The sequence below is a fragment of the Curtobacterium sp. MCPF17_031 genome (assembly GCF_003234035.1).
Lineage (GTDB): Bacteria > Actinomycetota > Actinomycetes > Actinomycetales > Microbacteriaceae > Curtobacterium.
In genome coordinates this window covers 129,352-150,263 of sequence record NZ_QKSG01000003.1, presented here as the reverse complement: position 1 = coordinate 150,263, position 20,912 = coordinate 129,352, and the positions used below count along the sequence as shown (strand labels likewise).

Annotated in this window: 29 protein-coding genes; 1 reads left to right on the top strand and 28 read right to left on the bottom strand. The window is 67.8% G+C overall.

All coding sequences use genetic code 11. The features are described 5' to 3' along the window. Nucleotide 1: 1 nt before the first annotated feature. The 16 genes from rplF to rpsJ form a co-directional block, all read right to left on the bottom strand. Nucleotides 2–538 carry a 50S ribosomal protein L6 gene (gene rplF, locus DEJ31_RS06000; protein ID WP_110903558.1) on the bottom strand — a complete coding sequence of 179 codons (537 nt, stop codon included), beginning with the start codon at nt 536–538 and terminating at the stop codon, nt 2–4. 6 nt (nt 539–544) lie between these two features. Further along, nucleotides 545–943, bottom strand: coding sequence for a 30S ribosomal protein S8 (rpsH, locus tag DEJ31_RS05995; protein WP_110903559.1), 399 nt, complete (start codon nt 941–943; stop codon nt 545–547). Nucleotides 944–1,101: 158 nt separating this feature from the next. Beyond that, a complete protein-coding gene (gene rplE, locus DEJ31_RS05990; protein WP_110903560.1) occupies nt 1,102–1,692 on the bottom strand; it encodes a 50S ribosomal protein L5 in 591 nt (196 codons plus the stop codon). Then, nucleotides 1,692–2,045 carry a 50S ribosomal protein L24 gene (gene rplX, locus DEJ31_RS05985; RefSeq protein WP_110903561.1) on the bottom strand — a complete coding sequence of 118 codons (354 nt, stop codon included), beginning with the start codon at nt 2,043–2,045 and terminating at the stop codon, nt 1,692–1,694. The genes rplE and rplX overlap by 1 nt, the downstream gene beginning before the upstream one ends. Nucleotides 2,046–2,048: 3 nt before the next feature. Next, nucleotides 2,049–2,417 (bottom strand): 50S ribosomal protein L14, encoded by a 369-nt coding sequence (rplN, locus tag DEJ31_RS05980; protein WP_110903562.1) that lies wholly within the window; start codon nt 2,415–2,417, stop codon nt 2,049–2,051. Between the two features lie 31 nt (nt 2,418–2,448). Further along, complete coding sequence (gene rpsQ, locus DEJ31_RS05975) at nt 2,449–2,733, bottom strand: 30S ribosomal protein S17 (protein ID WP_110903563.1); 285 nt, start codon at nt 2,731–2,733, stop codon at nt 2,449–2,451. Next, the gene (gene rpmC / locus DEJ31_RS05970) at nt 2,733–3,053 is read right to left on the bottom strand and encodes a 50S ribosomal protein L29 (protein WP_110903564.1); all 321 of its coding nucleotides are present in this window, start codon (nt 3,051–3,053) and stop codon (nt 2,733–2,735) included. The genes rpsQ and rpmC overlap by 1 nt, the downstream gene beginning before the upstream one ends. Beyond that, nucleotides 3,053–3,472, bottom strand: a complete 420-nt coding sequence (gene rplP, locus DEJ31_RS05965) for a 50S ribosomal protein L16 (RefSeq protein WP_110903565.1) — start codon at nt 3,470–3,472, stop codon at nt 3,053–3,055. Before rplP ends, rpmC begins: the two co-directional genes overlap by 1 nt. A gap of 2 nt (nt 3,473–3,474) precedes the next feature. Beyond that, complete coding sequence (gene rpsC, locus DEJ31_RS05960; RefSeq protein ID WP_110903566.1) at nt 3,475–4,287, bottom strand: 30S ribosomal protein S3; 813 nt, start codon at nt 4,285–4,287, stop codon at nt 3,475–3,477. Then, nucleotides 4,287–4,679, bottom strand: a complete 393-nt coding sequence (rplV, locus tag DEJ31_RS05955) for a 50S ribosomal protein L22 (protein ID WP_111043490.1) — start codon at nt 4,677–4,679, stop codon at nt 4,287–4,289. The genes rpsC and rplV overlap by 1 nt, the downstream gene beginning before the upstream one ends. Nucleotides 4,680–4,704: 25 nt before the next feature. After that, nucleotides 4,705–4,986: a 30S ribosomal protein S19 gene (gene rpsS, locus DEJ31_RS05950; RefSeq protein WP_017885529.1), complete on the bottom strand. Its 282-nt coding sequence runs from the start codon at nt 4,984–4,986 to the stop codon at nt 4,705–4,707. An 11-nt stretch (nt 4,987–4,997) separates the two neighbouring features. Continuing rightward, on the bottom strand, nt 4,998–5,837 hold the full coding sequence (rplB, locus tag DEJ31_RS05945) for a 50S ribosomal protein L2 (protein WP_110903568.1): 840 nt from the start codon (nt 5,835–5,837) through the stop codon (nt 4,998–5,000). Nucleotides 5,838–5,855: 18 nt separating this feature from the next. Next, nucleotides 5,856–6,155, bottom strand: a complete 300-nt coding sequence (gene rplW / locus DEJ31_RS05940; protein WP_110824245.1) for a 50S ribosomal protein L23 — start codon at nt 6,153–6,155, stop codon at nt 5,856–5,858. Next, on the bottom strand, nt 6,152–6,811 hold the full coding sequence (gene rplD / locus DEJ31_RS05935; protein WP_111043491.1) for a 50S ribosomal protein L4: 660 nt from the start codon (nt 6,809–6,811) through the stop codon (nt 6,152–6,154). Before rplD ends, rplW begins: the two co-directional genes overlap by 4 nt. A 2-nt stretch (nt 6,812–6,813) precedes the next feature. Continuing rightward, a complete protein-coding gene (gene rplC / locus DEJ31_RS05930; RefSeq protein WP_110903570.1) occupies nt 6,814–7,467 on the bottom strand; it encodes a 50S ribosomal protein L3 in 654 nt (217 codons plus the stop codon). 14 nt (nt 7,468–7,481) lie between these two features. Beyond that, nucleotides 7,482–7,790: a 30S ribosomal protein S10 gene (rpsJ, locus tag DEJ31_RS05925; protein ID WP_110824248.1), complete on the bottom strand. Its 309-nt coding sequence runs from the start codon at nt 7,788–7,790 to the stop codon at nt 7,482–7,484. Nucleotides 7,791–8,292: 502 nt separating this feature from the next. Between rpsJ and DEJ31_RS05920 the strand changes: the two genes are divergently transcribed. Then, nucleotides 8,293–9,090, top strand: coding sequence for a TrmH family RNA methyltransferase (locus tag DEJ31_RS05920; protein WP_111121429.1), 798 nt, complete (start codon nt 8,293–8,295; stop codon nt 9,088–9,090). Nucleotides 9,091–9,152: 62 nt separating this feature from the next. On the opposite strand, the gene DEJ31_RS05915 is transcribed toward DEJ31_RS05920, so the two are convergent. The 12 genes from DEJ31_RS05915 to pilM all read right to left on the bottom strand — a co-directional run bounded on the left by DEJ31_RS05915 (nt 9,153) and on the right by pilM (nt 20,902). Next, nucleotides 9,153–9,950, bottom strand: coding sequence for a DarT ssDNA thymidine ADP-ribosyltransferase family protein (locus DEJ31_RS05915; RefSeq protein ID WP_110903572.1), 798 nt, complete (start codon nt 9,948–9,950; stop codon nt 9,153–9,155). Nucleotides 9,951–10,048: 98 nt separating this feature from the next. After that, nucleotides 10,049–11,026: a DNA topoisomerase IB gene (locus DEJ31_RS05910; protein ID WP_111043493.1), complete on the bottom strand. Its 978-nt coding sequence runs from the start codon at nt 11,024–11,026 to the stop codon at nt 10,049–10,051. Between the two features lie 138 nt (nt 11,027–11,164). Next, a complete protein-coding gene (tuf, locus tag DEJ31_RS05905; RefSeq protein WP_110903574.1) occupies nt 11,165–12,352 on the bottom strand; it encodes an elongation factor Tu in 1,188 nt (395 codons plus the stop codon). 148 nt (nt 12,353–12,500) lie between these two features. Continuing rightward, a complete protein-coding gene (gene fusA, locus DEJ31_RS05900; protein ID WP_110903575.1) occupies nt 12,501–14,615 on the bottom strand; it encodes an elongation factor G in 2,115 nt (704 codons plus the stop codon). Between the two features lie 87 nt (nt 14,616–14,702). Next, a complete protein-coding gene (rpsG, locus tag DEJ31_RS05895; protein WP_110903576.1) occupies nt 14,703–15,173 on the bottom strand; it encodes a 30S ribosomal protein S7 in 471 nt (156 codons plus the stop codon). 5 nt (nt 15,174–15,178) lie between these two features. Further along, entirely contained in the window at nt 15,179–15,547 is a 369-nt protein-coding gene (gene rpsL / locus DEJ31_RS05890) for a 30S ribosomal protein S12 (RefSeq protein WP_058728453.1), read from the bottom strand. A 250-nt stretch (nt 15,548–15,797) separates the two neighbouring features. Then, the gene (locus tag DEJ31_RS05885) at nt 15,798–16,946 is read right to left on the bottom strand and encodes a hypothetical protein (RefSeq protein WP_111121428.1); all 1,149 of its coding nucleotides are present in this window, start codon (nt 16,944–16,946) and stop codon (nt 15,798–15,800) included. A gap of 75 nt (nt 16,947–17,021) precedes the next feature. Continuing rightward, nucleotides 17,022–17,477 (bottom strand): DUF6121 family protein, encoded by a 456-nt coding sequence (locus DEJ31_RS05880; RefSeq protein ID WP_110903578.1) that lies wholly within the window; start codon nt 17,475–17,477, stop codon nt 17,022–17,024. Between the two features lie 42 nt (nt 17,478–17,519). Continuing rightward, the gene (locus tag DEJ31_RS05875) at nt 17,520–18,149 is read right to left on the bottom strand and encodes a hypothetical protein (protein WP_146243103.1); all 630 of its coding nucleotides are present in this window, start codon (nt 18,147–18,149) and stop codon (nt 17,520–17,522) included. Nucleotides 18,150–18,345: 196 nt separating this feature from the next. Beyond that, nucleotides 18,346–19,083: a type 4a pilus biogenesis protein PilO gene (gene pilO, locus DEJ31_RS05870; protein WP_111121426.1), complete on the bottom strand. Its 738-nt coding sequence runs from the start codon at nt 19,081–19,083 to the stop codon at nt 18,346–18,348. A 5-nt stretch (nt 19,084–19,088) separates the two neighbouring features. Then, complete coding sequence (locus DEJ31_RS05865; RefSeq protein ID WP_111121425.1) at nt 19,089–19,622, bottom strand: hypothetical protein; 534 nt, start codon at nt 19,620–19,622, stop codon at nt 19,089–19,091. A gap of 227 nt (nt 19,623–19,849) precedes the next feature. Next, a complete protein-coding gene (pilM, locus tag DEJ31_RS05860) occupies nt 19,850–20,902 on the bottom strand; it encodes a type IV pilus assembly protein PilM (RefSeq protein WP_111121424.1) in 1,053 nt (350 codons plus the stop codon). Nucleotides 20,903–20,912: the final 10 nt, after the last annotated feature.

The window sequence follows — 20,912 nt, the reverse complement described above, 5'->3', positions numbered from 1 at the left end:
ATCACTTACCTGACTTTCCGGCCTTGCGGCGCACGATCTCGCCGGCGTAGCGGACACCCTTGCCCTTGTAGGGCTCGGGCTTGCGCAGCTTGCGGATGTTGGCCGCGACCTCACCGACGAGCTGCTTGTCGATGCCGTTCACGGTGACCCGGTTGTTGCCCTCGACGGCGAAGCTGATGCCTGCCGGCGGGTTGACCGTGATCGGGTGGGAGTACCCGAGCGCGAACTCGAGGTCGCTGCCCTTGGCGGCCACGCGGTAACCGGTACCGACGACCTCAAGGCCCTTGGAGTAGCCCTGGGTCACGCCGATGATCTGGTTCGCGATGAGCGACCGGGTCAGGCCGTGCAGCGCGCGGGAGGAACGCTCGTCGTCCGGACGGCTGACGAGGACCTGGTTGTCCTCGACAGTGGCCTGGATGGGCTCAGCGATGACGAGCGTGAGCTCGCCCTTCGGGCCCTTGACGGCGACGTTCTGGCCGTCGACCGAGACGGTCGCTCCGGCCGGGATGTCGATGGGGAGACGTCCGATACGAGACATGATCGATCACCAAACGTAGGCGAGGACTTCCCCACCCACGCCCTTCTGCTCGGCTTCGCGGTCGGTCAGGAGCCCCGAGGAGGTCGACAGGATCGCCACGCCGAGGCCACCGAGGACACGGGGCAGCTCGGTCGACTTCGCGTAGACGCGGAGGCCCGGCTTCGAGACGCGCTTGATGCCGGCGATCGAGCGCTCGCGATCGGGGCCGTACTTGAGTTCGATGGTCAGGGTCTGCCCGACACGGGCGTCCTCGACCTTCCACTCGCTGATGTAACCCTCGCGCTTGAGGATGTCAGCGATGGTCTGCTTGAGCTTGGAGCTCGGAAGCGAGACGGCGTCGTGGTGCGCCGAGTTCGCGTTCCGCAATCTGGTCAGCATGTCTGCGACCGGATCGGTCATCGTCATGATGCGTATCCGTTCTTCGTCCGGTTTCGATCACCCGTTCCACGAGTGCCGACCTCGACGATCGATGTGATCCCAGGGCGGTTCCCCGGGATCGGTGTGACTTCGTGCGTGCGGGCCGGAGGAGATGAACTCCTCCGGCCCGCACCGCCCGGAGTAGCTTAGACCGTCTGCTCGCCCGAACGGAACGGGAAGCCGAGCTGGCGGAGCAGCGCGCGGCCTTCGTCGTCCGTCTTCGCGGTGGTCACGACGGTGATGTCGAAGCCACGCACGCGGTCGATGCGGTCCTGGTCGATCTCGTGGAACACGCTCTGCTCCGAAAGACCAAAGGTGTAGTTGCCGTTGCCGTCGAACTGGCGGTCGCTCAGCCCACGGAAGTCGCGGATGCGCGGGAGGGCCAGCGACAGCAGGCGGTCCAGGAACTCCCACGCACGGTCACCGCGGAGCGTGACGTGTGCGCCGATGGCCTGGCCCTCGCGCAGCTTGAACTGCGCGATCGACTTGCGGGCCAGCGTGACCTGCGGCTTCTGACCGGTGATCGCCGTGAGGTCCTTGATGGCACCCTCGATGATCTTCGAGTCGCGCGCGGCCTCACCGACACCGGTGTTGACGACGACCTTGACCAGGCCGGGGACCTGGTTCACGTTCGCGTAACCGAACTGCTCGGTCAGCGCCGCCTTGATCTCATCGCGGTACTTCTGCTTGAGGCGCGGCTGAACTTTCTCAGTCGTCGCGGCAGTCGTGTCAGTCATCAGAGCTTCTCACCAGACTTCTTGGCGTAGCGGACGCGGACGGTCTTGGTGACGCCGTCCTTCTCCACCTCTTCGTTGCGGAAACCGACGCGCGTCGGCTTCTTGGTCGTCGGGTCGACGATCGCGACGTTGGACACGTGGATCGGAGCTTCGTGCTGCTCGATGCCACCGGTCTTCGAACCGCGCTGGGTCTGACCGACGCGGACGTGCTTGGTCACGAAGTTGATGCCCTCGACGACCAGACGGTCGCCGCGGACCTCGATGACCTTGCCCTGCTTGCCGCGGTCGCCGCCACGCTCCTGCGTGGCACCGGTGATGACCTGGACCAGGTCACCCTTCTTGATGTTCGCCATGGCTTACAGCACCTCCGGCGCGAGCGAGATGATCTTCATGAACTTCTTGTCACGGAGCTCGCGACCGATCGGCCCGAAGATGCGCGTACCGCGCGGGTCGCCATCAGCCTTGAGGATCACTGCCGCGTTCTCATCGAACTTGATGTAGGAGCCGTCTGCACGACGGGTCTCCTTCTTGGTGCGAACGATGACCGCCTTGACGACGTCACCCTTCTTCACGTTGCCGCCGGGGATGGCGTCCTTCACCGTGGCGACGATGACGTCACCGAGGCCGGCGTAGCGACGACCCGAGCCGCCGAGAACACGGATGGTGAGGATCTCCTTGGCGCCCGTGTTGTCAGCCACCTTCAGGCGGGATTCCTGCTGAATCACTGCTGTCTCCTATTCCGAAGCGGGCCGAGGCCTACTTGGCCTTCTCGAGGATCTCGACCAGGCGCCAGCGCTTCGTGGCGCTGAGGGGACGGGTCTCGCTGATGACGACCAGGTCGCCGATGCCGGCGGAACCCTGCTCGTCGTGGGCCTTGACCTTCGACGTGCGACGGATGACCTTGCCGTAGAGGGGGTGCTTCACGCGGTCCTCGACCTCGACGACGATCGTCTTGTCCATCTTGTCGCTCGTGACGTAGCCACGACGGGTCTTGCGGTAGCCGCGGGTGACGGCGGCGGAGTCCTTCTCTTCGGTGGCCATCAGTTCTCCTCGGCGGTCGCGGCCTCGGTCGACTCAGCCGGCTTCTCGGCCTTCTTCGACGACTTCTTGGCCTTCGGGGCGGTCTCGACGGGCGCGGGCGTGGCACGGATGCCGAGCTCGCGCTCACGGAGCACGGTGTAGATGCGCGCGATGTCGCGCTTGACGGCACGGAGACGGCCGTGGCTCTCCAGCTGGCCGGTGGCCGACTGGAAGCGGAGGTTGAACAGCTCCTCCTTGGCCTTCTTCAGCTCGTCAGCGAGACGCTCGTTCTCGAACGTGTCGAGCTCCGTCGGACGGAGCTCCTTGGAACCGATCGCCATTATGCGTCGCCCTCCTCGCGCTTGATGATGCGTGCCTTGAGGGGCAGCTTGTGAATTGCACGGGTCAGTGCCTCGCGAGCGACGTCGTCGCTCACACCGGCGAGCTCGAAGAGCACGCGACCCGGCTTGACGTTGGCGACCCACCACTCGGGCGAACCCTTACCGGAACCCATTCGGGTCTCAGCCGGCTTCTTGGTCAGCGGGCGGTCCGGGTAGATGTTGATCCACACCTTGCCGCCACGCTTGATGTGACGCGTCATGGCGATACGAGCGGACTCGATCTGACGGTTGGTCACGTAGGCCGGGGTGAGCGCCTGGATTCCGTACTCACCGAAGGAGACCTTCGTGCCACCGGTCGCCTGGCCCGAACGCTTCGGGTGGTGCTGCTTGCGGTGCTTGACTCGACGGGGGATAAGCATGGTTACGCCTCAACTCCTGCGCCGGCCGGCGCGTCCTGCGGGGCCTGCTGCTCGCGACGGTCGCCACCGCGGTCGTTGCGGTCGCCACGGGGGCCGCCGCCACGACGGTCGTTGCCGCCGCCACGACGCTCCGGGCGGGACGAACGCTGGTTCGCCTGCTCGCGAGCGAGCTCCTTGTTCGTGATGTCGCCCTTGTAGATCCAGACCTTCACGCCGATGCGGCCGAACGTGGTCCGGGCCTCGTAGAAGCCGTAGTCGATGTTCGCGCGGAGGGTGTGCAGGGGCACGCGGCCCTCGCGGTAGAACTCCGAACGGGACATCTCGGCGCCGCCGAGGCGGCCCGACACCTGGATGCGGACACCCTTGGCACCGGCGCGCTGTGCACCCTGCAGGCCCTTGCGCATGGCGCGACGGAACGCGACACGAGCGGAGAGCTGCTCGGCGATGCCCTGCGCGACGAGCTGGGCCTCGGTCTCGGGGTTCTTGACCTCGAGGATGTTGAGCTGGATCTGCTTCTTGGTGAGCTTCTCGAGCTCGCTCCGGATGCGCTCGGCCTCGGCGCCGCGGCGACCGATGACGATGCCCGGGCGCGCCGTGTGGATGTCCACGCGGACGCGGTCGCGGGTGCGCTCCAGCTCGATACGGGCAACGCCCGCGCGGTCGAGGCTCTTCGTCAGGAACTGACGGATCTTGACGTCCTCGGCCACGAAGTCGGCGTAACGCTGACCCTTCTTCGTGCTGTCGGCGAACCAGTGGGAGATGTGGTCCGTCGTGATCCCGAGACGGAAGCCGTACGGGTTGACCTTCTGGCCCATTACTTGCTCGCCTTCTTGCTCGTCGCGGCGGCCTCGGCCTCATCCGGCGTCGCGAGGACGACCGTGATGTGGCTGGTGCGCTTTTTGATGCTGAAGGCCCGGCCCTGGGCACGCGGCTGGAACCGCTTCAGGGTCGTTCCCTCATCGACGTAGACGCTGCTCACGTAGAGATCGCGCTCGTCGAGGAAGCTGTTCGTCGAGTCAGCCTTGACCCGTGCGTTCGCGATCGCCGAAGCGACCAGCTTGTACACGGGCTCCGAAGCGCCCTGGGGGGCGAACTTCAGGATGGCGAGCGCCTCGTGGGCCTGCTTGCCGCGGATCAGCTGGATGACGCGACGGGCCTTCTGAGGCGTGACGCGGATGTGTCGCACGCGTGCGATCGACTCCACCATTTCGTTCCTCCTCTTCGTCGCCGCCTTAGCGGCGACGGCCCTTCTTGTCGTCCTTCACGTGGCCGCGGAAGGTGCGGGTCGGCGCGAACTCGCCGAGCTTGTGACCGACCATCGACTCGGTGACGAACACCGGGATGTGCTTCCGGCCGTCGTGCACCGCGATGGTGTGACCGAGCATGTTCGGGACGATCATCGACCGTCGCGACCACGTGCGGATCACGTTCTTGGTGTTGGCCTCGTTCTGCGTGACGACCTTGCGGAGCAGGTGCTCGTCGACGAAGGGGCCCTTCTTCAGACTGCGTGGCATCTTCGGAACTCCTACTTGCGCTTCTTGCCGGCGTTACGGCGACGGACGATGAGCTTGTCGCTCGGCTTGTTCGGCTTGCGCGTACGGCCCTCGGACTGGCCCCACGGGCTGACCGGGTGACGGCCACCGGAGGTCTTGCCTTCACCACCACCGTGCGGGTGGTCGACCGGGTTCATCGCGACACCACGCACCGTCGGGCGGACGCCCTTCCAGCGCATGCGGCCGGCCTTGCCCCAGTTGATGTTCGACTGTTCGGCGTTGCCGACCTCGCCGATCGTGGCGCGGCAGCGGGCGTCCACGTTCCGGACTTCACCCGACGGCAGACGGAGCTGCGCGTAGGGGCCGTCCTTCGCGACGAGACGCACCGAGGCACCGGCGGAGCGGGCGAGCTTGGCGCCGCCACCGGGGCGGAGCTCGATCGCGTGCACGACCGTACCCACGGGGATGTTGCGCAGCGGCAGGTTGTTGCCGGGCTTGATGTCAGCACCGGGGCCCGTCTCGACGACGTCGCCCTGCTTGAGCTTGTTCGGCGCGATGATGTAGCGCTTGGTGCCGTCCACGAAGTGCAGGAGCGCGATGCGCGCCGTGCGGTTCGGGTCGTACTCGATGTGTGCGACCTTGGCGTCGACACCGTCCTTGTCGGCACGACGGAAGTCGATCACGCGGTACTGGCGCTTGTGGCCACCACCGATGTGACGCGTCGTGATGCGACCCGAGCTGTTCCGGCCACCGGTCTTCGGCAGCGGACGGAGCAGGGACTTCTCCGGGGTCGAACGGGTGATCTCGGCGAAGTCGGCGACCGAGGAGCCGCGACGACCGGGGGTCGTGGGCTTGTAGTTACGAATAGCCATGATTTATCCCTCTGGTCCTCAGCCGACAGCCGTGAAGATGTCGATCGAACCGGACTTGAGCGTCACGATGGCGCGCTTGGTGTCCTTGCGCTTGCCGATCCCGAACTTGGTCCGGCGGGTCTTGCCCGGACGGTTCAGCGTGTTGATGCCGGCGACCTTGACGTCGAAGATCTTCTCGATCGCGAGCTTGATCTCGGTCTTGTTCGCACGGGGGTCCACGAGGAACGTGTACTTGCCCTGGTCGATGAGGCCGTAGCTCTTCTCCGACACGACCGGCGAGATGATGATGTCGCGCGGGTCCTTGTTGAAGCCGCTCATGCGGTGATCTCCTTCGCGGTCTTCGACGCGATGAAGGCGTCGAGGGCGCTCTTGCTGAAGACGACGGCGTCCGCACGGAGGACGTCGTAGGCGTTCAGCTGGCCGTACGAGAGCGCGTGGACGTTCGGCAGGTTGCGGACGCTCTTGAGCGTCAGCTCGTCGCCCGACTCGAGCACGATGAGCACGTGCTTGACGGGTGCGACCTTCTCGAGCAGCGTGCGGGCGGTCTTGGTCGACGGCAGTTCTGCCTCGACGAAGCCCTCCACAGCGGAGATGCGGCCACCGCGGGCACGGTCCGAGAGCGAGCCGAGCAGAGCTGCGGCGATCATCTTCTTCGGGGTGCGCTGCGAGTAGTCACGCGGGGTCGGTCCGTGGACGACGCCACCACCGGTGTGCTCCGGGGCGCGGACCGAACCCTGACGGGCGCGGCCGGTGCCCTTCTGCTTGAACGGCTTGCGACCCGAACCGCGGACTTCGCCACGGTTCTTGGTCTTGTGGGTGCCCTGACGCGCGGCGGCGAGCTGCGCGGTGACGACCTGGTGGATGAGCGGGACGTTGGTCTCGACGTCGAAGATCGCTGCGGGGAGCTCGACGGAGCCGGACTTCACGCCCGAGGCGTCGAGGACGTCGATCGTGGTTGCGGTCGTGGTGGCCATGATCACTTACCCTTCACGGCGGTGCGGACGAAGACGGAACGGCCACGAGCACCGGGGACGGCGCCCTTGACGAGCAGCAGACCCTTCTCGGCGTCGACGGCGTGGACCGTGAGGTTGAGGACGGTCACGCGGTCGCCACCCATACGACCGGCCATGCGCATGCCCTTGAAGACACGCGACGGGGTCGAGGAGGCGCCGATGGAACCGGGCTTGCGGTGGTTACGGTGCGAACCGTGCGAGGCGGAGACACCGGCGAAGTTGTGACGCTTCATGACACCGGCGAAGCCCTTGCCCTTGCTGGTGCCGACGACGTCGACCTTCTGGCCGGCCTCGAACGTGTCGACGGTCAGCTCCTGACCGAGCGAGTACTCCGCGGAGTCGTTCGTGCGGATCTCGGTGAGGGTGCGTCGCGGCGTGACACCGGCGGCTTCGAAGTGGCCAGCGGCCGGCTTGTTCACCTTGCGGGGGTCGATCTGGCCCGCGGCGATCTGGATCGCCTCGTAGCCGTCGCGCTCGATGTTGCGGATCTGGGTGACCACGTTCGGGCCGACCTCGATCACGGTGACGGGGATGAACTTGTTGTTCTCGTCCCACACCTGGGTCATCCCGAGCTTCTTGCCGAGGAGGCCCTTGACGGTCTTGGTTGAGTTCGCCATGAGTTCCAGCCCCCTTACAGCTTGATCTCGATGTTGACGTCGGCCGGGAGGTCGAGACGCATGAGCGAGTCGACGGCCTTCGGCGTCGGGTCGACGATGTCGATGACCCGCTTGTGCGTGCGCTTCTCGAAGTGCTCGCGCGAGTCCTTGTACTTGTGAGGGGAACGGATCACGGGGATCACGTTCTTCTCGGTGGGGAGCGGCACCGGGCCGACCACGGTCGCACCGGCACGGGTCACCGTGTCGACGATCTTCCGGGCCGACGTGTCGATGACCTCGTGGTCGTACGACTTGAGCCGGATGCGGATCTTCTGTCCCGCCATGTGTTTTCCTGTCCTCTCTTGCGCCGCGCACCCTCAGGCCGCCTGACGCCGCCGGGGCTCCGCTGTCGCGTGCCCGGCTGTTTACGTGAACCACCGGCTCCATCCGCAGGGATGACCGCTGTTCTCCTGTCAACCGCGCGAGTACCCGGGGCACACGCGTGGGCATGTCGTCACCCGCGCACCGTGGTGCTGGCGGATGTCGATCGTGTTCTGCTGCCTGCGGCCCAACCCAGCCCTGCTGAACAGGGGGGTTGTGCACTGCCAGAGCAGTGACCCCACGAGCGCGAACGCCCGCGGAATTTCGGAACCGCACAAGTCTCGCATAGGCCATGCCTCCGTGCAACCCGGGCGTGTCGCGATCTCGACGGCGTGTTGCGGAGCGCTTGACGAGCCTCCCGGCCGGGCTCCCACTGCCGGTCCGGAGCCCGGACTGGAGGCACTGCCCGCGCCTGCCAGGTCGGCCCCCGTCGGGCCCTCGGAACGCCGCTGCTAGCCTTCGCGCATGCCCGATCTCGATGTGCTCGCCGATCCTTCCGACCCCGCCGTCCAGCGGCTCAGCGACCTCGCCAAGCCCGCCCGCGGGGCCGTCCGGACCGCGATCATCGAGGACCAGGAGCCGCTCGTGCAGGCCCTCCACGCGGGAGTCCGGTTCATCGAGGTCTACGGCGAGTCCACGCGGGAGTTCCCCGACGACCTCGCGGCTCTCTGCGCCGAGCTCCGGGTGCCGGTCCGGCTCGTCGAGCCGGCCGTGCTCACCAAGGTGTTCCGCAGCGAGAAGCGCCCGAAGGTCTTCGGCGTCGCGAACATCCCCGCACCGGCCCGTTTCTCGGCGCTGGCAGAGGGCACCGGCGATGTGCTGGTCCTCGACGGGGTGAAGATCGTCGGCAACATCGGCGCCATCGTCCGGACCGCCGTCGGCCTCGGCGCACGCGGGGTCGTCCTCGTCGACAGCGACCTGCCGACCATCGCCGACCGCCGGGTCGTCCGCGCGAGCCGCGGTCACGTGTTCTCGGTCCCGGTGCTGCTGGAGTCACGGGAGCGGGTCGCCCGCTGGCTCGCCGAGTCCGGCCTGCGGGTCGTCGACGTGGACATGGACGGCTCGCTCTCGCCCGAGTCGCTCGGCGAGCTCGAGGGTGACGTGGCCCTGCTGCTCGGTGCCGAGAAGACCGGCGCTTCGGACGTGCTGCAGGCCCTCGCGGCGGACACGGTCTCGGTGCCGATCGACAGCCGCGTCGAGTCGCTCAACGTGTCCGTGGTCGCCGGCATCGTCCTCTACGCCCGCAGCCGACGCAGCGCCTGACCCCGGACACCACGACGCCCCGGCCCGCACGTGCGGTCCGGGGCGTTCTGTGCATCCGGGGATCAGTCCTCGGGCAGCGGCGGGACGAACCACGGCGGGAAGACGGCCACACGCGGAGCGGGCCCACCGTGTTCGGCGAAGACGGCCTTCACCTGCTGACGGACCTTGTCGTTCGGCACCCCCACCAGGGCGACCGAGGACATCGGCACCTGTGGGCCGGCGAGCAGCTCCACGCCGTGCATCGACGGGTCGGTGATGTCGGTGCGGCGGAGCAGGTTGGTCGCTGCATCCGGCCCGACGGCGAAGCGCACGTCCGGGTCGTCGGCGTCGGTGTCGGCCAGGATCACGGACGCACCGAAGGCGGTCGTCGGGACCACGAGGACGACGAACTCGGTCGCGCGGGTGCGCCGGGCGGCGTCGGACCAGCGGTCCTCCTCGGCTCCGGAGCGCAGCTCGTCCCACCGGCGGGCGTCGGGCGAGAGGGTGAACGGGACGTGGCCGGCCACGCTCGAACCGTCTGGGGCGGTGGCCGCACCACGGGCCTCCCGGGTGGCGGCGGAGCTGACGTCCACGGCCGGCGTGGCCTGGTCCGACGCGAGGATCGCGCCGTCCGCCACGATGCCCGCCAGGTTGTCGATGTGGGTGACGTGGTGCGCGCGGAGCGCACCGAAATCCCGGGTCGCCGGCAGCACCTGCTCGGGGACCTTGCCGCCCGGCGTCGACGGGGTCGACCGCAGTGACGTGGTCACGCGGGTCCGACGCGGCGTCGGGGTCTTGATGATGTCCTCCGGATCACGCTGCCGTGGGGAGCAGATGTCGCAGAGTTCGATGGGGAAACCGTGGATGCACTCGTCGGTCACGACTGATGGGTCCTTCCGTGCCTCGTGGGGTGGGCGGGCACGACCACCAACGCTACGTCATCACGGCACTGCCTGCGACCGTTCACCACTCCACCACGTCATTGTCGGTAGAGCAGCGCCCGGACCTCGGACTCGGCCGCGTGCAGACGTTGGGGGTCGATCGTCTCGCCGTGCTCGTACGCGTCGAGCAGCCTGGGGTCGATATAACTCTGTCTCGCGACGGTCGGTGTGTTGCCCAGGACATCGCTCGCGGCCTTGACGGCGTGCGAGATGGCCTTCTTCCGCTTCGCCTGACTCGACAGTACGCCGGTCTGGGCCAGGTCGACGGCGGCCGCGACCGTCCCGTGCAGCGTCCGGAAGTCCTTCGCGGTGAAGTCCTCCCCCGCACGCTCCTTGACGTAGGCGTTGATGTCCTCAGCGGTCACCGGCTCCCAGTCGTCACCGCGGCGCTCTCGGAACGAGAGCAGGCGGGCGTTCGGACCGCGACGCTTCATGCCGACGAGCACGCGCGCCAGGTCCGCGTCGTGGATCGTCGACGACCACGCCTGGTGGCTCTTGCCGGGGAACTCGAGCTCGATGTCATCGCCCGAGATGTGGGCGTGCGTGCAGAGGAGCGTCGACAGGCCGTGGCTGCCGTGCTCGGTGGCGTACCGCTCGGACCCGACGCGCAGGGAACCCTGGTCGAGCATCCGGAACGCCGCGGCCAGCGCACGGCGTCGGTCCGGCTCCGGACGGCGCAGGTCCTGTGTCACCATCCGTCGCGCGGCTGGCAGGGACTCAGCCAGGGCGAGCGCACGGTCGTACTTGATCTTGTCCATGCGATCGCGCCAGGACGGGTGGTACATGTACTGCCGTCGTCCGGCGCCGTCGATGCCGGTCGCCAGGATGTGCCCGTTCTCGTACGGCGAGATCCACACGTCGTCCCACGCCGGCGGGATGACGAGGTCCTCGAGACGCTGGCGGACCTCCGGATCGGTCACGGTCGTACCGTGCGGGTCCTTGTACGAGAAGCCCTTGCCGCTCCGAACGCGGTGGTAGCCCCGACCCTTGGTCGAGGAACGGCGCAGACGTGTCACGTTCCTGATGCAACACCATGGGGGCTGCCCGACTGAGCAGGAACGTACCCCGGTGCGCGTGCTGGCCCGGACGGCCGGGCCGAACGGAAAGCGGGGCCGGACCCGAAGGTCCGACCCCGCTGACGCAAGTGACCGGAGTTACTTGATGATCTTCTCGACCGTGCCGGCGCCGACCGTACGACCACCCTCACGGATGGCGAAGCGGAGGCCCTCTTCCATGGCGATCGGCTGGATCAGCTCGACCGTCATGGCGACGGTGTCACCGGGCATGACCATCTCGGTGCCCTCGGGCAGCGTGATGACGCCGGTGACGTCCGTGGTGCGGAAGTAGAACTGCGGACGGTAGTTCGCGTAGAACGGGTTGTGACGACCGCCCTCTTCCTTGTTCAGGATGTACGCGTTCGCGGTGAACTCGGTGTGCGGCGTGACCGAACCCGGCTTCACGACGACCTGGCCGCGCTCGACGTCCTCGCGCTTGAGGCCACGGATGAGCAGACCGGTGTTGTCACCGGCGACTGCCTTGTCCAGCAGCTTGCGGAACATCTCGATGCCCGTGACCGTGGTCTTCTGGGTCGCCTTGATGCCGACGATCTCGACCTCGGAGTTGATGTCCAGCTCGCCACGCTCGACGCGACCGGTGACGACGGTGCCACGACCGGTGATCGTGAAGACGTCCTCGATCGGCATGAGGAACGGCTGGTCGGTGGCGCGCACCGGGTCCGGGACGTTCTCGTCGACGGCGGCCATCAGGTCCTGGACGGACTTGACCCACTTCTCGTCGCCCTCGAGCGCCTTGAGCGCCGAGACCTGCACGACGGGGGCGTCCTCGTCGAACTCCTGCGAGCCGAGGAGCTCGCGCACCTCGAGCTCGACGAGCTCGAGGATCTCCTCGTCGTCCACCATGTCGGCCTTGTTCAGCGCGACGACGATGTACGGGACGCCGACCTGGCGGGCGAGCAGCACGTGCTCACGCGTCTGGGGCATCGGGCCGTCGGTGGCGGCGACCACGAGGATCGCGCCGTCCATCTGGGCCGCACCGGTGATCATGTTCTTCACGTAGTCAGCGTGACCAGGAGCGTCGACGTGCGCGTAGTGGCGCTTCTCCGTCTGGTACTCGACGTGCGAGATGTTGATCGTGATGCCGCGCTGGCGCTCTTCGGGAGCGTTGTCGATCTGCGCGAAGTCGCGGGCCTCGTTGAGGTCCGGGTACTGGTCGTGCAGAACCTTGGTGATCGCCGCCGTGAGCGTGGTCTTGCCGTGGTCGACGTGACCGATGGTTCCGATGTTGACGTGCGGCTTGGTCCGCTCGAACTTGGCCTTGGCCACTGTGGGTCCTCCTCAGGACTCGGATGCGTCGCCCCCAGCAGGACCTGGTCGGTCCTGCGCTGTTGGCGCGCGGTGTGTGTGTCTCTACTTTACTTGGTGGCGAGGGGCCCGTCGCCGGGCACCCTCGCCTGGGGATGACGCGGGAGCGTCAGGCCCCGGTGCTCTTCTGGATGATCTCGTCCGCCACGTTGCGCGGGACCTCGTTGTAGGTCTCGAACACCATGGAGAAGACAGCACGACCAGAGGTCTTGGAGCGCAGGTCGCCCACGTAGCCGAACATCTCGGACAGCGGGACGCTCGCACGGACCACCTTGACGCCGGACGCATCCGTCATCTCGGAGATCTGGCCACGACGCGAGTTCAGGTCGCCGATGACGTCGCCCATGTACTCCTCGGGCGTACGGACCTCGACGGCCATGATCGGCTCGAGCAGCACGGGACCGGCCTTGCGGGCCGCTTCCTTGTACGCGATCGAGCCGGCGATCTTGAACGCCATCTCGGACGAGTCGACGTCGTGCGCCGCGCCGTCCTTGAGGGTCGCCTTGACACCGACGGTCGGGAAGCCGGCGAGGACGCCGACCTGCATCGCGTCCTGGATGCCCGCGTCGACCGAGGGGATGTACTCACGCGGGACGCGACCACCGGTCACGCCGTTCACGAACTCGTACACCTTCTCAGCGGTGACGGGCATCGGCTCGAGCGCGATCTGCACCTTCGCGAACTGACCGGAACCACCGGTCTGCTTCTTGTGGGTGTAGTCGTAGCGCTCGACGACCTTGGTCAGGGTCTCGCGGTAGGCCACCTGCGGCTTGCCGACGTTCGCCTCGACCTTGAACTCACGCTTCATGCGGTCGACGAGGATGTCGAGGTGGAGCTCGCCCATGCCCTTGATCGTCGTCTGACCGGTCTCGGCGTTCTGCTCGACGCGGAACGTCGGGTCTTCTTCAGCGAGCTTCTGGATGGCGACGGAGAGCTTCTCCTGGTCGGCCTTCGTGTTCGGCTCGATCGCGACCTCGATGACCGGCTCCGGGAACGTCATCGACTCGAGGACGACCTGGTTGGACGGGTCGCACAGGGTGTCACCCGTGGTGGTGTCCTTGAGGCCGATGACCGCGTAGATGTGACCGGCGGTGACCGAGTCGACCGGGTTCTCCTTGTTGGAGTGCATCTGGAAGATCTTGCCGATGCGCTCCTTCTTGCCCTTGGTCGAGTTGATGACCTGGGCACCGGAGTCGATGTGACCGGAGTACACGCGGACGTAGGTGAGGCGACCGAAGAACGGGTGCACCGCGACCTTGAACGCGAGCGCCGAGAAGGGCTCGGAGGACTCCGGCTTGCGGATGATCTCGACCTCTTCGTCCTTGACGTCGTGGCCGATCATCGGCGGCACGTCGAGGGGCGAGGGGAGGTAGTCGATGACCGCGTCGAGCATCGGCTGCACGCCGCGGTTCTTGAAGGCCGAGCCACAGAGGATCGGGTAGACCTCGGAGTTGATCGTCAGCTTGCGGATCGCAGCCTTGATCTCGGCCTTGGTCAGCTCTTCGCCACCGAAGTACTTCTCGAGCAGTGCGTCGTCGGTCTCCGCGACACGCTCGACGAGCTTGGCGCGGTACTCCTCGGCACGCTCCTGGAGGTCCGCGGGGATCTCCTGGACCTCGTACTGGGCGCCCATGGTGACGTCACCCTTGGCATCGCCCGGCCACACCTTGGCGTGCATCTCGATGAGGTCGATGACGCCGGTGAAGTCGTTCTCGGCACCGATCGGGAGCTGGAGCACGAGCGGCTCCGCACCGAGGCGGTTGATGATCGTGTCGACGGTGAAGTAGAAGTCAGCGCCGAGCTTGTCCATCTTGTTGACGAAGCAGATGCGCGGGACGTTGTACTTGTCCGCCTGACGCCACACGGTCTCGGACTGGGGCTCGACGCCCTCCTTGCCGTCGAAGACGGCGACCGCGCCGTCGAGGACGCGGAGCGAACGCTCCACCTCGACCGTGAAGTCCACGTGACCCGGGGTGTCGATGATGTTGATCTGGTTGTTGTCCCAGAAGCAGGTCGTCGCGGCCGACGTGATCGTGATGCCGCGTTCCTGCTCCTGCGCCATCCAGTCCATCGTGGCAGCGCCGTCGTGGACCTCACCGATCTTGTGCGTGATGCCCGTGTAGAACAGGATGCGCTCGGTCGTCGTGGTCTTGCCGGCATCGATGTGCGCCATGATGCCGATGTTGCGGACCTTGTTCAGGTCGGTGAGCACGTCCTGTGCCACAGGTTCCTCCGGGAGAGTTGTAGGAGAGGGTGGCGGCCGTCCGGGTGCCGCGGCTCTTGGCCGAGGCACCCGGACGGTGCCGGATGACTACCAGCGGTAGTGCGCGAAGGCCTTGTTCGACTCGGCCATCTTGTGGGTGTCCTCACGGCGCTTGACCGCGGCACCGAGACCGTTCGACGCGTCGAGGATCTCGTTCATGAGACGCTCGGTCATCGTCTTCTCGCGACGGCCCTTGGCGTACGAGGTCAGCCAGCGGAGCGCGAGGGTGTTCGCGCGGTGCGGCTTGACCTCGACCGGGACCTGGTAGGTCGAGCCACCGACGCGGCGGCTGCGGACCTCGAGGGTCGGTCGGACGTTGTCGAGCGCCTTCTTGAGCGTGACGACGGCGTCCTGGCCGTTCTTGGAGGAGACCCCTTCGAGCGCGTCGTAGACGATGCGCTCGGCGAGGCCCTTCTTGCCGTCGAGGAGGATCTTGTTGACGAGCTGGCTGACGACGGGGGCGCCGTAGACCGGATCGGCGACGACGGGGCGCTTCGGGGCGGGACCCTTACGAGGCATCTAACTCAACCCTTCTTCGCACCGTAGCGGCTACGAGCCTGCTTACGGTTCTTGACGGCCTGGGTGTCCAGGGCACCGCGGATGATCTTGTAACGCACACCCGGGAGGTCCTTCACACGACCGCCGCGGACGAGCACCATCGAGTGCTCCTGGAGGTTGTGGCCCTCACCGGGGATGTAGGCCGTGACCTCGGTGCCGTTCGAGAGCTTCACACGAGCGACCTTGCGCAGGGCGGAGTTCGGCTTCTTCGGGGTGGTGGTGTAGACGCGGGTGCACACGCCACGCTGCTGGGGGTTCGCCTTCAGTGCCGGCGCCTTGGTCTTGACGACCTTGGGCGTACGACCCTTGCGAACGAGCTGCTGGATGGTAGGCAACTGTTCTCCTGGTTCTTCGCTCGTGCTCTCTGGCCGACGCGGTCCGTCGGCTTCCTCATCCCACGCGGACCAACGCCTGACGGCGGAGGGAGATGGGGGATGGAGTGATCGGGAGGCCAGAGGCCTGCAAGATCTGGGCGCGCCCGAAGGCGCACACCCGGAAGAGCCTAGCCGTCGCGACAGACGAGGTCAATCCGTGGTAGGTCGGACACCGGCGCGTCCGCTGTGGGCGTGACCGGGGTCGTCGACGTCAGGACCCGGAGTCGGACTGGCCGTTGCCGACGGCCGACACGAAGGTCGCTCCGTCGTCGCTGAACGCGGTGATCCACCCCGAGGCGTTCACCGTGATCGGCCCGGCGGTGGCGGTGCCCCGGCCGGCCGGACCGGTGAACTGCGCCCGGAACGTCGCCGATCCCGCCGAACGGGTCTCGACCGCCCATCCCTTCGACGCCCAACCCCCGACGGCGACCGACGGTCGCGCATCGAGCGTCCATTCCTGGTCGGAGTAGGTGTTCGCCGGGTCCTCGCCGTAGGCGTAGAAGCTGCAGCCGTCGGGAGCTGCGGAGGTCGAGGCAACACAGGCGTCCACCCACGCGTCCACGGCGGTCGACGCCGCCTGTGCCCCCGCGTCGGTCAGGGTCGTCGCCACCACGACCGGGGTGCCGGCAGCGCCGAAGCCCGGGACCGCCGCGGTCGAGTCCGTCGCCGTGAACCACTTGCCCCCGTCGAGGTGCACCCCGTACGAGCCCGGGAACGCGCGGAGGTCAGCAGCACCGGAAGCGTCGGTCCGGACGTCGACGCCCGCGACGTGCACGGTGCTGCGTGGCGGCCCCTGCACGACGACCTGCACCGACCCCAGCGCCGGCGCCCGCAGCGACCAGACGGGGAAGACACCCCAGTCGGTGCCCGACCGCTCGAGTTCGAACGTCGCCGGGACGATCCGGCCCGCCTGGGTCAGCACGGCCTGGACGGTCGCCCGGTCCGACCCCTGCTGGACGGAGGTGATCCGGTGCGCCGTGATCTTGTCCCCGGCACGCGCGTAGGCCGCGTCCGTGAGGAGCACGTCGTCGCGGCCGCGGTCGATGCCGGCGGTCCGGAGGGCGTCGGCGAGGTGGCCGTGCTCGACGTCGTCCAGGAAGGACTCCACGGGCCGCTCGGCCGAGTGGCTGTCCGATCCGACCGACCACCCGATGCCCCCGGCGACGACGAGCAGGACCACTGCTGCGACACCGGCCACGATCCCGACGACCATGCCACGGCGCATCGGTCGACGTCCGCCGCTCGAGGTCGGCGACGACTGGGTGAGGGTCATGGCGGGCGGCAGCACACGGTCGCCGTGCAACGACTCGTCGTCCGGCACCGACTCCCAGCCCGGCGTGCGGTCAGCTCGGTCGGTCATCGGTCCCCCATGGTGCATCGGTCAGCGCTTCCCCGGAATCGTACCGGCCGGGGCGGGGGTGGGCCGCGCCTCCCGTCAGTCCTGTGGACGGACCGGCGGCCGCTGTGACCCCTGTGGATGACTCGCCTGCCAGCGCACCGCGGAGATGCCGCCGACGACGGTCAGGAGGGCGACGACGACCGCACCCACCACGAAGGGACTGAGGGCGTAGCCCGCGGGGAACACCAGGAGCTCGGCGACGTCGGACCGGACCAGGGAGTAGCCCACCGCACCGACCCCGAGCATGACGAGGTAGGTGGTCGCGGCGGCGACCAGACCGGTGACGCCGGGGTTGCCCTCCCGGGCGCCCATCGCGGTCGAGAGGAACACGACGAGTGCGGCACCGACGACCATTGCCGGGCCGAGGTACGGGGTCGCGTCGGGCTGGCGGATCGCCTCGGCATCGGCGAGCAGGGCTTCGAAGCCCGCCACCGCGATGACGAGCGCGATGAAGAGGACGGACGTCATCGTCGCCACCAACCACCGGGACATGGGCCGATCGTAGCCCTCCCCTGCTGACGGGCAGCGACGCGGCTACGGGGCGTCGGCGCGTTCCGGCTCGGGGGCGTGGCCGGCGGGTCGCGGGGTCGTGTCGTGCCGCGTCCGGTGCTGCTGGGTCGTGTGCTGCGGGCCCGTGTGCTGCTGGGCCGTGTGCTGCTGGGTCGCGGCTCGGACGAGGGCGAGGGCGATCGTCGCGGTGATGACGGGGACGGACTCCGTCATCGGGGCGGGGGCATCCGTGCCGGTTCCGGTTCCGGTGCTGGCTCCGGCTCCGGCTCCGGCTCCGGGCACGGGCACTGCCACGGCCGGGAGGCTCGGGGCCGCGTCGGCGACGGACGTCACGTCATCGTCGTGGTCGCGGAGCGCGGGACCGATGACGGGGAGGACCGCAGTGGTCGCCGGCAGTTCAGCGTGGAGGTCGGGGAACCGGGTCTCGGACGACCCGGTCACGCGACGGCCGCGGGCTCGGCGCAGACCCATCCGGACCAGGACGACGGCCGCGACGACCGCCCAGATGCTGTTGACGATCGTCGACGGCACGGCGTGGTGCGCGGCGACGTTGACCGCCACGGAGACTCCTCCGACCAGGTTGAACAGCTGGTACACCGGGCCGTTCGGGATCTTGCCGAGCGAGAAGAGCAAGTAACCGGCAAGAACGGTCATTGCTCCGAACCATCCGAGGAACTCGATGACACCGACGAACACGCGCGACTCCGGGCACGACGAGGAGCGCCCGTTTCGAGGGGCGTCCGAGAGGGAGATAGGCAGCCGCGACCGCGGGCCCGAGCAGCATCGTAAGGGGAGCCGGCGGCGCGGCGGAAGTGGGAGCGGCGTGGCGGGTGGCCCCGGTGGGGGGAACTTACTTCGCGGCGTCCGCTGAGACGGCAGCGGACGCGTCTGCCGATCGGTCGAGGACGTACACCGATCCCCCGAAGGTCCAGGTCGATGTCGCGGACGCCGCCCCGTCATCACCACTCTGCTGGGCTGAGGACACTGCGGTGATGAGGAAGAGTCGCTCTCCCGCCTGCAGAGCGCTGACGAACTTGAGGGCCTGGTCGAGAGTCCCGGTCACTGCGACCGTCACGGGGATGACCGAGAAGTTCCTGGACGTGATCAATGGGTTCGTGACGGCGCTCGGCGCGGCAGGCTCGGCCGGAGCGGAGGCCGCCGGAGTGGATTCGGGCGAGGCCGTCGAAGCATCACCGGGAGCAGAGCCGGCTGCCGAGACCGAAGCATCGGCGGCTGCTGGCGGCGCGTACGGCACGGCATCGCTCGTCGTGTACGACGCGATGTTGACTCCTGCCTCCTGCGCCACGCGGTCGAGCTCGTCGATGAAGCCGGAGACGTCAGCACTGTCCGGGACCGAGGAACTGAGCTGAGCGAGGCGCGCCTGCATGTCGGGCAGCTTCTCCGCCTGCTTCCGCAACCGGTCGAGCTCCTGCCGACTGGCGGCGTTGTTCTCCTCGACGGTGCTGCGCTGCTCGTGGGCGGCGTTCGCCTGAGTGAGTTGCGGCTGCACCGCGAGGAAGAACCCACCCGCGACGACGAGCACCATCGCCACGAAGGCGGCGACCAGGTTGAGACGGTTCCGAGACATCCCGGTCAGCCCTTCTTCGCGGCGTATCGAGCGTCGTACGCCTTCTCGTCGAGGTGGATCGTCATGTTGACCGTGTAGATCCCGGTGTCATCCCGGGTCACGGTGTTGGTCGTCGCATCGACGAATCCTTTGACTCCCTGGACCGCGGTGAGCCAGTCGGGGACGGACGGAAGGGTGGCGCTCTTCGCGTCGATGGTCAGCGTTGCGACTCGGCGCCTCTGCAGCGGGTCGTCCGACTGACCGTATGCCTGGAGGGCGGTTGCGGAGTCGATGGCGACGCCAGCGATCGAGACGTCGGAGGGCAAGGCCCCTCGGACGGCACCCAGCGTGCTTGCCCAGTCGATCTCGGTGCTCCCGCCGACCTGCTGTGCCGAGCCGAGCAGGGCCGACTCCTTCTCGGTTGAGCGGACGTCCTTGAACTGCAACTGCTGCTGGAGGAGGGTCGATGTCTCGGCCTCGGCCGCGGTGAGGTCGTCCTGTGCGCTCATGCGGGTGACGGCCGCCGCGCCAGCGCCGATGCCGACGGCGATCGCGACCACGACGACACCGGCCCAAGCTCGGCGACCGGCGGCTCGTTGACGACGATCGACGTGCACCTCTGTCGGCAGGAGGTCTGCACGAGGAGCACCCCCGATCACGATCGGCTGGTGCCCACGGCCGCCCTGGCTCGATCGGTCCGACGTCTTGCGTGACGTCTTCTGGGACGGGACCGCTCCGCGGCGTGCCGACCCTTTCTGAGCGATCCCGGGAGCATCTGTTGTGCTGGTCATGCTGCTCGGCTCCCCACGGCCAGACTCCAGGCGACGGAGATGGCAGAACCACGTTCTCGGAGGGCCTCCGGGGAGATCCCGCGTCCAGTCCGCGATGAGACGAAGGGGTCACCGTACGACACAGGCAGGCCGGTCAAGGCGTGGAGGGCTTCCTGGAACCCGGGCAGCGCGGCGCCGCCCCCGGTGAGGACGAGTCCGTGCACGTGTTCGTCCTCATGCGTGTTCGCGAAGTAGTTGACGGTGTTGCGGATGCTCTGGGCGATCTCGCCGACCGACTCCCGTGTCGCCGCGACGGCACGGAGATCGTCAGGCGTGCGCGGTTGCCCGGCCATGCCGAAGTGGCGCTTCACAGCCTCGGCTTCGTCCGTCCCGATCTCGAGTCGCCCGGCGATCGCCTTCGTGATGTCAGCACCACCCGTCGGGATGATGCGGACGAACTTCGGCACGCCATCGGTGGCCATCACAACGGAGGTCGTGTTCGCACCACAGTCGACGATCGCGACGGTGCCGGACCCCCCGATGCGCGGCGCGAGGACGCGGGTCAGGGCGAACGGGATGAGGTCCACGCCGACCGGGTTGAGGCCAGCGAACTGCACCGCGCGCACGTTGGCGAGCACGGAGTCCTTGACGGCTGCGATGAGCAGGCCACGGATGACCGGGCCACTCTCGCTCTCCGTCTCGTCCGTGGGGTAGAAGTCGAGGATCGCGTCGCCTACCGGGACCGGGAGCATGTCCTGCACCTGGAACGGCAATGACTCGCGGATCTGCGCCAGGGGTGCCCTCGGCACGGTGAGGTCTCGGGAAAGCACCCGTTGGTTCCCCATGCCGAGGACGACGTCCTTGCTCCGGAACTTGCCGAGCGCCCAGAGCGCCCGCAGAGCTCCGGCCACGGTGTTGGCCTCGAGTACCTCTCCGTGCTTCGTCGCTCCCGCAGGAACGGCGATCTCCGCGAAGCGCAGGATCGTCGGCTCTGGCCTGTCGACGTCAGCGACCTCGACAGCACGGATCGCGTCCGCGCCGATGTCGATACCGACGATGCTCTTCGCCATGTCGTTGTTC

Coding starts and splice junctions, on each gene's coding strand:
- rplF (WP_110903558.1), bottom strand. CDS start 538: ATGTCTCGTATCGGACGTCTCCCCATCGACATCCCGGCCGGAGCGACC.
- rpsH (WP_110903559.1), bottom strand. CDS start 943: ATGACGATGACCGATCCGGTCGCAGACATGCTGACCAGATTGCGGAAC.
- rplE (WP_110903560.1), bottom strand. CDS start 1,692: ATGACTGACACGACTGCCGCGACGACTGAGAAAGTTCAGCCGCGCCTC.
- rplX (WP_110903561.1), bottom strand. CDS start 2,045: ATGGCGAACATCAAGAAGGGTGACCTGGTCCAGGTCATCACCGGTGCC.
- rpsQ (WP_110903563.1), bottom strand. CDS start 2,733: ATGGCCACCGAAGAGAAGGACTCCGCCGCCGTCACCCGCGGCTACCGC.
- rpmC (WP_110903564.1), bottom strand. CDS start 3,053: ATGGCGATCGGTTCCAAGGAGCTCCGTCCGACGGAGCTCGACACGTTC.
- rplP (WP_110903565.1), bottom strand. CDS start 3,472: ATGCTTATCCCCCGTCGAGTCAAGCACCGCAAGCAGCACCACCCGAAG.
- rpsC (WP_110903566.1), bottom strand. CDS start 4,287: ATGGGCCAGAAGGTCAACCCGTACGGCTTCCGTCTCGGGATCACGACG.
- rplV (WP_111043490.1), bottom strand. CDS start 4,679: ATGGTGGAGTCGATCGCACGCGTGCGACACATCCGCGTCACGCCTCAG.
- rpsS (WP_017885529.1), bottom strand. CDS start 4,986: ATGCCACGCAGTCTGAAGAAGGGCCCCTTCGTCGACGAGCACCTGCTC.
- rplB (WP_110903568.1), bottom strand. CDS start 5,837: ATGGCTATTCGTAACTACAAGCCCACGACCCCCGGTCGTCGCGGCTCC.
- rplW (WP_110824245.1), bottom strand. CDS start 6,155: ATGAGCGGCTTCAACAAGGACCCGCGCGACATCATCATCTCGCCGGTC.
- rplD (WP_111043491.1), bottom strand. CDS start 6,811: ATGGCCACCACGACCGCAACCACGATCGACGTCCTCGACGCCTCGGGC.
- rplC (WP_110903570.1), bottom strand. CDS start 7,467: ATGGCGAACTCAACCAAGACCGTCAAGGGCCTCCTCGGCAAGAAGCTC.
- rpsJ (WP_110824248.1), bottom strand. CDS start 7,790: ATGGCGGGACAGAAGATCCGCATCCGGCTCAAGTCGTACGACCACGAG.
- DEJ31_RS05920 (WP_111121429.1), top strand. CDS start 8,293: ATGCCCGATCTCGATGTGCTCGCCGATCCTTCCGACCCCGCCGTCCAG.
- rpsG (WP_110903576.1), bottom strand. CDS start 15,173: ATGCCTCGTAAGGGTCCCGCCCCGAAGCGCCCCGTCGTCGCCGATCCG.
- DEJ31_RS05885 (WP_111121428.1), bottom strand. CDS start 16,946: ATGACCGACCGAGCTGACCGCACGCCGGGCTGGGAGTCGGTGCCGGAC.
- DEJ31_RS05880 (WP_110903578.1), bottom strand. CDS start 17,477: ATGTCCCGGTGGTTGGTGGCGACGATGACGTCCGTCCTCTTCATCGCG.
- DEJ31_RS05875 (WP_146243103.1), bottom strand. CDS start 18,149: ATGACCGTTCTTGCCGGTTACTTGCTCTTCTCGCTCGGCAAGATCCCG.
- pilO (WP_111121426.1), bottom strand. CDS start 19,083: ATGTCTCGGAACCGTCTCAACCTGGTCGCCGCCTTCGTGGCGATGGTG.
- pilM (WP_111121424.1), bottom strand. CDS start 20,902: ATGGCGAAGAGCATCGTCGGTATCGACATCGGCGCGGACGCGATCCGT.